The organism is Nocardia sp. NPDC059764 (genome assembly GCF_042732555.1).
GTDB lineage: Bacteria > Actinomycetota > Actinomycetes > Mycobacteriales > Mycobacteriaceae > Nocardia.
The window spans coordinates 1-8,309 of sequence record NZ_JBHWHH010000241.1 but is presented as its reverse complement, the minus strand read 5'-3'; the positions used below and the strand labels follow the sequence as shown (position 1 = coordinate 8,309).

Annotated in this window: 7 protein-coding genes and 2 tRNA genes; 6 read left to right on the top strand and 3 right to left on the bottom strand. The window is 68.2% G+C overall.

Translation table 11 applies throughout. The features are described 5' to 3' along the window. Window positions 1–12: 12 nt before the first annotated feature. Window positions 13–375 carry a DUF397 domain-containing protein gene (locus ACFV4K_RS32830; RefSeq protein ID WP_379280155.1) on the bottom strand — a complete coding sequence of 121 codons (363 nt, stop codon included), beginning with the start codon at window positions 373–375 and terminating at the stop codon, window positions 13–15. 400 nt (window positions 376–775) lie between these two features. On the opposite strand from ACFV4K_RS32830, the gene ACFV4K_RS32825 reads away from it, so the two are divergent. Then, window positions 776–851 (top strand) — tRNA-Arg (locus ACFV4K_RS32825). An 8-nt stretch (window positions 852–859) separates the two neighbouring features. After that, window positions 860–930 (top strand) — tRNA-Gln (locus ACFV4K_RS32820). Between the two features lie 5 nt (window positions 931–935). On the opposite strand, the gene ACFV4K_RS32815 is transcribed toward ACFV4K_RS32820, so the two are convergent. After that, complete coding sequence (locus ACFV4K_RS32815; protein ID WP_379280154.1) at window positions 936–1,856, bottom strand: SGNH/GDSL hydrolase family protein; 921 nt, start codon at window positions 1,854–1,856, stop codon at window positions 936–938. A 540-nt stretch (window positions 1,857–2,396) separates the two neighbouring features. Here ACFV4K_RS32815 and ACFV4K_RS32810 point away from each other — a divergent pair. Further along, complete coding sequence (locus tag ACFV4K_RS32810) at window positions 2,397–3,557, top strand: DUF6236 family protein (protein WP_379280152.1); 1,161 nt, start codon at window positions 2,397–2,399, stop codon at window positions 3,555–3,557. A gap of 4 nt (window positions 3,558–3,561) precedes the next feature. Here ACFV4K_RS32810 and ACFV4K_RS32805 read toward each other — a convergent pair whose 3' ends face one another. After that, complete coding sequence (locus ACFV4K_RS32805) at window positions 3,562–5,160, bottom strand: GMC family oxidoreductase (RefSeq protein ID WP_379280151.1); 1,599 nt, start codon at window positions 5,158–5,160, stop codon at window positions 3,562–3,564. A 295-nt stretch (window positions 5,161–5,455) separates the two neighbouring features. Between ACFV4K_RS32805 and ACFV4K_RS32800 the strand changes: the two genes are divergently transcribed. The 3 genes from ACFV4K_RS32800 to ACFV4K_RS32790 form a co-directional block, all read left to right on the top strand. Then, window positions 5,456–6,562, top strand: a complete 1,107-nt coding sequence (locus ACFV4K_RS32800; RefSeq protein ID WP_379280150.1) for a fatty acid desaturase family protein — start codon at window positions 5,456–5,458, stop codon at window positions 6,560–6,562. A gap of 149 nt (window positions 6,563–6,711) precedes the next feature. Further along, window positions 6,712–7,227 (top strand): hypothetical protein, encoded by a 516-nt coding sequence (locus ACFV4K_RS32795; RefSeq protein WP_379280148.1) that lies wholly within the window; start codon window positions 6,712–6,714, stop codon window positions 7,225–7,227. Window positions 7,228–7,307: 80 nt separating this feature from the next. Next, window positions 7,308–8,309, top strand: a 1,002-nt coding sequence (locus tag ACFV4K_RS32790; RefSeq protein ID WP_379280146.1) for an AAA family ATPase, incomplete at its 3' end; no start/stop codon positions are given.

Below are 8,309 nucleotides of genomic sequence, written 5' to 3'. Positions count from 1 at the left end.
ACCACCAACACGTCACTCGCCGAAATCGAATTCTCCGGCGCGCACACCCGAGGTGAACGCACGCCATTCGGATTTCGTGAACCACAAAGTCGGGCTGTGCCGATCCTTGGAATCACGCACCGCGATCTGATCTTCATGGAATGCGACCTCGACGCAATCGCCGCCACCATAACTGAAACTGCTCTTGGCGAACCTCGGACCCCGACGTTCCCCGCGAACCACATTGCGGTTCATGACATTCATTCCTTCCCCCCGGAGGGTCACTCCCCATGACCCTGCACGCGAATCGCTGACGCCGAACACAGTGCTATCCGAACCACCTGCCACGCAACTGAATTCATCCGGACCTCCGGCCCGGCGCATCGAAATGCTCATACACGCAACCTTACGGCGACCCACCGACAGATTCTGATGCCTCCAGGCACCCCCAGCCTTGTCCACCGCTGCTCAGGCTCGCTGCGCCGACCCGAGGCTCGTCGGCGTCAATAATTCTGTTTACCACCAGGATTCACGCTGCTACCGTCGTCTCGACAAACACGACGCGACCGTAGAGGAGGGCACCGGAATGGCACGACAGCCACTGATTCACCAGCAGAGCTGGACCACCCGCCGCGCCCAGCCCCGTCGCGCACCCCGCGTATCCGCTCTCCGCCGGATCCGCAGCAACGCCTGAGTTCTTCCACCCCATTCAGGCCACTCCGAGTAAACCCCTCTTTCACACCCCGCGCACCTCAGCGCAGAGCAGATGTCAACGCCGACATCCGCGCGGGGTCACGTGTCCGTAGCTCAGCGGAAAGAGCACCTGATTACGAATCAGGCGGCCGGAGGTTCGAATCCTCCCGGGCACACCAACTCTCGATGAAGCGTGGTGTAACGGCAGCATGACGGACCCTGACTCCGCCGATCCAGGTTCGAATCCTGGCGCTTCAGCTTGATCAGCCCTGCGCGATTTTCTGCTGCACGGCGGCGGCGAGGATCATGTCGCCGTGGGCGGTGGGGTGCCAGGGGAAACCGAGGAGCTCGGTGCGGGGGTCGAAGGCGCCGGCTACCCAGGCGCCGGGGGTGCAGGCGCCGTGGCCCGCGGTGACGGCTCGGGAGTCGAGGAAGGTGACCTTCAGGATCGCGGCGGCGTCGCGTTGGGCGGTGTCCATGTGGTCGAGGAACTCGGTGATGGCTCCGGCTCGCGGCTGGACGGCGTCGATGCCGAGGATGCCGGCGCAGGCCGAGGTTTGGCCGGGGGTGTGGATCTCCGGGTAGCCGACGAAGATGATCTGGGCGTTCGGGGCGTAGTAGCGGATGTACTCGACGGCTTTGCGGACGCGGTCGGCGTAGGCCTGGCCGGTGAGGGTGGCCGGGTCGGGGGCGCGGCCCTCGGCGGCGGCTTCGACGCCGCAACCGTTGCTCAGGTCGATCAGGCAGGTGTAGGCGCGGGACAGGGCGACGGGGTTGTCGGTTCCCCAGGCGTCGTTCATGCCGAGCTGGATCGTGACGGCCCGGGTGCGGGGGCCGAAGGCATTGTCGGAGGCGGCGCGTTTGACCTGGTGGACCAGGGTCCAGCCGGAGGTGTCGATGGTGCCGCCCTGACACGAGGTGTCCTCGACATCGTCCGGGGACAGGCCGAGGCGCTGGGTCAGCTGGCTCGGCCACGAGGTGGGGACGTGTTTGCAGTCCGGGTCGCCACCCGCGTTCAGCAGGTCGAGGATCTGGCCGTTGGCGGAGAAGGAATCGCCGATCGTCACGAGCGACTTGCCGTCGGGCGTATCCGCCGTGGCCGGGGGCGCCATCGTGGCGAGCACCGCGGCGGTCCCGCAGACCATGGATGCCGCGACCAGCCGCAACCGAGCCGAACTCTTCACTACCCGTGTACCTCTTCACCGATCCGAATCGAAACGCCCACTGTAACCGCGCGACGGAAGCCCCGAGGTTCGATCACGAATAATCCGAAATCCAGACGTTTCGATTCACAGTTCGTCGATCCAGTCGACGACCCGCTGCCAACCGCAGGGGTGCGACCACCGTTTGTGGTTGGCCAGGGCCGAGGAGGTCGAGAGCTTCGCCGTACACAGGGTTGCAGCGGAATCCGTCACCGGTGAGTGTGAAGAACGGCTGGTTGCCCGATGCCGCCGGGAGAGCGAGCGGTAACCCGGAGCCGCGGGCACCGCCTTCGGCCCGGGTGGCGGCGGCAGCAGGAACGGCAGGGTTTCGTCGGAGGCCAGCAGTCCGACTTGCGGACCATCTTCTCGGTGGGGCGCCCCCGGAGTCGGCGGGCTCCTCCCGCAACATGGACCTGATCGCTCTTCCGCGTCCTTTCGTAACAGCGCCGCGAGCGCACTGAACCGACTATGCCGCAACAGGATTGCGACTCCGCCAGATCCCTTGGTGGCATGCTGGAACACGTGTCGACTATCGCCCTGTACTACCCGTGGATGCGCTTCCGGAACGAGAACTGGCTCAAGCTCGCCATCTTGACCTGGGACTCGGTCGGACGGATTCAGCCACGGCTCACCATGGACGTGGATTCCGACCTGGTGACGCAGCTGCGGGCGGAGACGGACTTCCTGTTCGGCGTCGAGCCTTCGCCGCGCGAGCTCGTGGCCATCGCGGACGTGTTCCGGGAGATCGTGGAGCTGGGTGGTGAGGATCTGCGCAAGCGGTTCTCCTGGCAACAGGCGGTCGAGGAGGCATCCGGCGCGCGGGCGGCATCGGGGCCGCGCGCCGACTACCCGGGCCTGGTGTGGGTGCACGCCGGGCAGACCGGGCCGAAGATGGCTGCGCCGCTGCTCAGTTCGTTCGAGGCGGCGGATCTGGCCGTTGTCGTCGACGAGGACGAAGCCGTCTATGTCGGGTTGCATCGCGCGCTCGCACGGATCTATCTGACCGCACTCGCCGACGTGGTGTCCCGGCATCGCGCGCTGGCCCCGGCCACCGATGATGTGGACGCCCACAGCGCCGTCGGCACTCTGGACCGCCTGTACGAACTGCTGCTCGACGAGGACGTGGAGGTTCCCGCGATCGGTGACGTCGAGGGCGCGTACATCCATCTCGCGGTCGAGGCATCCATCCGGCCCGACCACATCGAGGCGGTTCCGCTGAGCACCCTGATCTCCTTCCGGGAACGCTACGGCGGCGAGCTGTCGGCCTTCCGTGCTCATGTCGCGTCGTTGTCCGACGAACTGGGAACCATTGCCGCACTGAAGGATCCGGTGGCCGCGGAGAAGCACCTGCAGAGCGTCTACAACGGCAAGACCAAGCCGCAACTGGACGAGCTCCGTCGCGCGCTGCGCGCGCTGGGCGTCGAATCCGGCATCGGGCTGCTCGGGATCAAGGTCGACGTCAGTAAGACCACGGCGGGCGGGCTACTCGGGGTCGGTATCGCTACCGGGACTCCGGCCACCGTTGTCGGCGGGGCCGCGCTCGCGGTCGGGTCCTATGTGGCGGACCGGAGAAGGGTCCGACGGGCCGCGCACCGTGAGTCGCCCGTCTCGTATCTGCTGGCGGTCGACAAGGAGCTGTCGGGCCAGTCGCTGATCGACCGGATGCGGCGGCGCGGTCGATAGCCGCTCAGCGCAGGATGATGGAGGCGGCGTGTTCGCCGATCATCATGGTGGCGGCGTTGGTGTTGCCGCCGACGATGCTGGGCATGATGGAGGCGTCGGCTACTCGGAGGTTGTCGATGCCGCGGACGCGGAGGGTGGGGTCGACTACGGCGCGGGGGTCGGTGCCCATGCGGCAGGTGCCTACGGGGTGGTAGACGGTGGTGGCGCGGTTGGGGATCTCGGCGGCGAGGTCGGCGCGGGTGGGGTAGGTGGGGCCGGGGGAGATTTCGGTGTCGACGGCGGGGGTGATGGATTTGGCGGACATGACTTCTCGGGTGAGGTCCATGCCGTAGGCGAGGGTGTCGAGGTCGTTCTGGTCGGCCAGGTAGTTGGGGTCGATGGCGGGGGCGGCGGTGGGGTCGGCGGAGGTGAGGCGGAGGGTGCCGCGGCTGCGGGGGTAGATCATGGTGACCATGATCGTGAGGGATCGGCGGGGGTCGGGGATGTGGCGGGTGGGGGCGTCCTGGTTGGGGCCGGGGTAGCTCCAGGGCAGGACGTGGAGTTGCAGGTCGGGGATGCCGGTGGTGTAGGGGGTGCGCAGGAAGGCGACAGCTTCGAAGACGCTGCGGGCCAGCCAGGTGGTGTTGTTGCGCAACGATTCCCGGACGAAGGCGCGGGCGAAGTAGGCCGGGGAGGAGCGGCGCAGGGCGGTGGGCATGGCGAAGGACATGGGGACGAACAGATGGTCGTGCAGGTTGTCGCCGACGGGGAGGTCGGCGGCGACGTCGATGCCGAAGGCGCGCAGGTGGTCGGCGGGGCCGATGCCGGAGAGCATGAGCAGGTGGGGTGAGCCGAAAGCGCCTGCGCTGACGATGATCTCGCGGTCGGCGTGCAGGATCTCGGCGCCGTCGCCGGTGCGGTATTCCACGCCGACGGCCCGGCCGTGGTCGATCACGATGCGCAGGACCTGCGTATTCGCCAGCACGGTCAGGGTTTTCGGCCGGTCGTCGAGGTAGCCGACCGAGGTGCTGGAGCGCAGGCCGTCGCTGTTGCTCTGCTGCAGGATCGACACACCTTCCTGTTCCGCCCCGTTGTAGTCGGGGTTGAGCGGCAGGTCGGTGGTCTCGGTGAAGGCCCGCATGAACGATTCGGAGGCGGGGGTCAGGTCGCGGGCCCGGATCACCTTGATCGGGCCGGAGTCGCCGCGGAACTGGTTGGCGCCGTCCTCGAAGGACTCGAATTTGCGGAAGCTGGGCAGCACGTCCTCGTAGGACCAGCCGGTGTTGCCCTCGGCGGCCCAGTCGTCGAAGTTGCGGCGGTTGCCGCGCACGAACACCATGCCGTTGACGGAGCTGGACCCGCCGACCACCTTGCCGTGGGTCTGCGGGATCCTGCGGCCCAGCGCGTGCTTCTGTTCGACGGTGTAGTGCCCCCAGTCGATGAGCTTCTTGAGCTGGGGCACGCTGTGCATCGGGCCGATCATGCCGGGTTTGCGCATGAGCCGGGAGCGGTCGGAGCGGCCCGCCTCGAACAGGGTGACGGTGGCGCCGGTGTCGGCGAGCCGGCGCGCGATGATGGCCCCGGCGCTGCCGGAGCCGATGACGATGTAGTCCGTAGCAGCCATGATCAGCCCTTCCGCCACACAAGTCTCGTCCCGTCCGGGCCGCGAAACTAGAATGTGTTGCGAAAATACTCGAAAGCGACCGCACAGGAACCCGTTTCGGAGCCCGGATCACGACGACAGTACTGTCACATCCGGATCGGCTCCGGCGCCGAAGACCACCTGGCGGTCGCGAAACCGTCATGCAGTTGTGCCGCCGCCTCGCACGTTCGTTCATCTGATGGTGGCCGCGGCGCGGCACCCTGGTGCCGGGTACGCGGGCCCGCCACGCACCACGACAGCAGGATGTGCAGAACCCTTGGTAATCCTCACGGAACGACGCCGCCCGGCGGAGCGGGAACAGACCCTCGCCCCGGTGACGCCCGCACCCACGCCCGCCCGCGACAGCGACTACCCCGCGCGCGGCAGCGACTACCCCGCGCGCGGCAGCGACTACGCGGCCCTGATGCGGCGGGTACGGCAGGCGGGCCTGCTGGAACGGCGACTGCGGTACTACGGGTGGAAAACCGGTCTCACCGTTGGGGTTTTCGCGCTGGGCTGGGCGGCGTTCGCGGCGATCGGCGACTCCTGGTGGCAGCTGGGGACGGCGGTGTTCCTGGCGGTGGCGTTCGCGCAGGTCGCGTTCCTCGGGCACGACGCCGGGCACCGGCAGGTATTCCGGACGCGGCGGGCCAATCATTGGTTCGGCCTGTTCGTCGGCAATCTGGCGACCGGGGTGAGCATCGGCTGGTGGACGAGCAACCACAATCGCCATCACGCGCACCCCAATACCGAGGGTGAGGATCCGGATGTCGGCGGCATTCTGGCCCACTCCGCGGGCCGGGCGGTCACCGGAAAAGGCTGGCGGCGCTTCATCTTCCGCTATCAGGCGTGGCTGTTCTTCCCGATGCTGCTGCTGGAGGCGGGCAGCCTGCACTTCTCGAGCGTGCGCGCGATCCTGACCTGGCCGATCCGGCACAAGGTCCGCGAGGGCGCGTTCCTGGCCGCGCACGCCGTCCTCTATGTGCCGGCGGTGTTCCTGGTGCTGTCGCCGGTCAAGGCGCTGGTCTTCATCGCCGTCCATCAGGGCCTGTTCGGCTTCTACATGGGCTGCACCTTCGCCCCCAACCACAAGGGCATGCCGGTCCTGCCCGAGGGCGACAACACCGATTTCCTGCGCCGCCAAGTCCTCACCTCCCGCAATGTCCGCGGTGGCGCCCTGGTCGATGTCGCGCTCGGCGGCCTCAACTACCAGATCGAGCACCACCTGTTCCCCTCCATGCCCCGCTCCGCGTTGCGTGACGCCCAGCCCATGGTGCGAGACTTCTGCGCCGAGCTGTCCATCCCTTACGCCGAAACCTCGTTCCTCACCTCCTACGCTCAGGCTCTGGGCCACTTGAACGACGTCGGCCGTCAGGTGCGTTAGGCACTCGCCACCGACAGAACTGGTCAATTGTCTGAATTCGGTCATGGAACGCGGTTCTGGTTGCGAGAATCCCGGGACGATCGGTTTGCCCGGTCGTAGCACGGTCCGGACGACGGCGTCCGGACACCCGCGATGATCAGGAGTAACCGATGGCAGCGCTCGATCAGATCCCCGATCCGGTGGTCACGGTCGAGTCGGTGCTGATGTTCTGGCTGACCCGCGGCGATATCGTCGCGATGCTCGGCGCGGCGCGGCTGCGGGACATGCGAACCCAGGTGGACGCGTTGGCGCGACGGTTCGGTGGCGTGGCGGCGGCCGACCTGACCCCGGACCGGTTGCGGGCCGCCTACTGGCTCGACCCGGCCACCGACGCGGCCGATCTGGCCGCGGGAGCCGAAAGGGCCTTGCTGCAACTGGCTTTCGCGGCCGCGGTCGAATCACGCTTGATAGCGGCCAATCCCCTGCTCGGCCCGCTGGCGCCGCCGTCGGCCGCCTACGCGACCCCGCCAGATCGCGACCAGTTCGATGGCTGGGCAACCATCCTCTCGCCGTTCGCGCCCGCCCCCGCCCAGCCCCGCGGGGTTCGTTTCAGCTCGGCGAACGCTCCGCGCGGCGGCTATCTCCCACCCCGCGGCCGGCTCACCGCCGCGCTGGCACGGCAATAGATGCGGCGGACAGCGGCGAATACCATGCCCTGCGTGCCACCGACGCCGAGGAGACAGCCGAGCCATATAGATTGGGGGACATGCTGTATGGCCGTGCACACGAGGAACAGCGGATCAGCACGCTGCTGAACGGGGCTGCGGACGGCCACAGCGGCGCGGTGGAGATCGTGGCCGACGCGGGTGGCGGGAAGACAGCGCTACTGGACCGCGCGGTGGAGCTCACCGGCGGCAACTGGCGGGTCCTGCGCTGCGCGGGTGTGGAGGGCGATTCGGAGCTGCCGTTCTCCGGACTGCAGGAGTTGTTGATGGCGGCCGGTGGTCATGCCGACGCGCTCCCGCTGGACGCCCTGCCCCGCCCGCAGGCCGATGCCCTGCGGGCGGTGATCGGGCTGCGGGTCGCCACCGAGCCGATCGACCGCTTCCTGGTCGGTCTGGCGACCCTGTCGCTGCTGGCCGAACTCGCCGAGGGCGGCCCGGTGCTCTGCACGGTCGACGATGTCCAGTGGCTGGATTCCGCTTCGGCGCAAGCACTTCGGTTCGCGGCGCGCCGACTCGGCGCCGAGGGCATCGTGATCCTGTTCGCGAGCCGCGTCGAGGCGGTCCTGCCGCGCGTGCCCGACCTTCATCTGCCGCCGCTGGATACCACGGCCTCGGCGCGGCTGCTCGCCGACAACTGGCCGGGGCTGCGGCGCGACATGCGGGAACGGATTCTGCGGGAGGCAGCGGGGAATCCGCTGGCGCTGTTGGAGTTTCCGCGGATGAATCTGGACGCGCTGCCGGTCGGGCCGCTGCCACTGCCGCATCGGCTGTCCAGCGGCTATCGGCAGCAGATCGCGGAGCTCTCGCCCGCCTCGCGCACCGCCTTGCTGGCGGCAGCGGCGGAGACGGCCGGTGATCTGCGACTGGTGCTGCACGTGCTCGACGCCCTCGGCGTCGATCCGGCGGGCATCGCCGAGGCTGAGGCCTCGAGCCTGATCGACGTTACCGCGCAGGCGATTCGGTTCCGCCACCCGCTGGTGCGGGCGGCGGTCTACCACGGCGCGTCGTTCGCCGAGCGCCAGCCCGTGCACGCCGCACTGGCC